Here is a 1,369-nt window from a genome sequence, read left to right as displayed (position 1 = left end):
GAGTTGTCCATGACAATCTGAGCGACCATGTCCAATCCACTGCTGCCAGACGTCAATTTGTTATCGATTGCCGAGGTCGAGCGCGACACCGGTCTGGGCAAGGACACGCTGCGTGTCTGGGAGCGGCGTTACGGCTTTCCCACCCCGGCCAGAGATGGCCAAGGGCAACGCCTCTATACGCAGACCGACGTCGATCGGTTGCGTCAGATCGCGTCACTCTTGCGAGCCGGCCACCGGCCGGGCCGGGTCGTCACGCTGGACGACGCCGGGCGCATGGCTTTGCTTCAACCTGAAACGGCGCTACCGGCTGCGTCAGTGGCTGCCGCCGCTGGCCCCGATGCCGTCAGGTTGCCGCCTACACAGTTGCTTGCCATCGACGCAGCCCTGGCCACGCTGGCTCGGCGCGACGGCCTGGGCTTGCGCCGCCAGCTTCAACAGGGCTTGACGCGTCTCGGCCTGGCGACGTTCGTCACCGACCTCATGGCGCCGTTGGCGACCGCGGTGGGCATGGCCTGGATGCGGGGCGAACTGCGGGTCGCCGATGAGCACCTCTTCACCGAGGTGGCCCACAGCGTGCTGCGGCAGGGTTTGCTGACCGTGCCGGAGCCGATCCCGGGCGCTGCGCCGCGGGTGCTGCTGACCACGCTGCCCGGCGAGCCGCACGGGCTGGGTCTGTTGATGGCCGAGGCGATGTGTGCGCTCGAAGGCGCCTGGTGCGTCAATCTGGGCCCGCAGACGCCGGTGGACGAGATCGTCGCAGCGGCGGGCTGGCACCACGCGCAGATTGTTGGCCTGAGCGCCACCGGCAGTTTGCCGGTGCGCTGGCTGCGCCAGGGCTTGGCGCAATTGCGCCAGCGCCTGGCACCCGGCACTGCGTTGTGGCTTGGTGGTTCTGCTGCCGCCGGGCTGCGGGGCGCGGCTGGCGTCTTGCGGATCAGCGACTTGCGCTTGATCGCGCCAGCCCTGGCGGCTTGCCCGCCCGCGCCGCCGCAGGGCTAGCGCCCGGGGGGTCAGCCGGCCGGTTTTTCCGCCGCCTTGGCCTTGATTGCGGCGATCTGCGCGTCCTGCGCGACCTTGCGGTCGGCCGAGACCTTCACAGCAGACGGCCGTTCGCCGACCAGCTTGGCGTAGGGCTTCCAGTCGACGTCGGCTTCGGCCAGCAGGTCGACGCCGTAGATCGTCTTGCTGGCCATCGCCACCAGTGGCAGCGAGACGAAAGCTGCGCAGTCGGCGCTGGTGAATTCGGCCCCGGCCACATAGGGCGCAAACTTGGCCAGGCGCTTGAAGGCCGTGATGTTCTTTTCCAGCAGCTTGCGGATGCGGGCCTGGTTCGACTCGCTGACCGTGCCGCCGAAAAAGGCCTGCGGGT

2 protein-coding genes are annotated in these 1,369 nt (G+C 68.7%); one reads left to right on the top strand and one right to left on the bottom strand.

The genetic code is table 11. The features are described from left to right. Positions 1–27: 27 nt before the first annotated feature. Positions 28–999 (top strand): MerR family transcriptional regulator, encoded by a 972-nt coding sequence (locus AC1DYI_RS35760; RefSeq protein ID WP_477208835.1) that lies wholly within the window; start codon positions 28–30, stop codon positions 997–999. An 11-nt stretch (positions 1,000–1,010) separates the two neighbouring features. Here AC1DYI_RS35760 and AC1DYI_RS35755 read toward each other — a convergent pair. Next, positions 1,011–1,369, bottom strand: a 359-nt coding sequence (locus tag AC1DYI_RS35755; RefSeq protein WP_477208834.1) for a glutathione S-transferase family protein, incomplete at its 5' end; no start/stop codon positions are given.

The sequence above is a fragment of the Ideonella sp. P3_A4 genome (genome assembly GCF_056403075.1).
The sequence above is the reverse complement of the archived record's forward strand: the minus strand, read 5'-3'. Positions and strand labels throughout refer to the sequence as shown.

What these genes read in the sequence shown, in the direction of transcription:
- AC1DYI_RS35760 (WP_477208835.1), top strand. Translation starts at nt 28, where the DNA reads ATGTCCAATCCACTGCTGCCAGACGTCAATTTGTTATCGATTGCCGAG.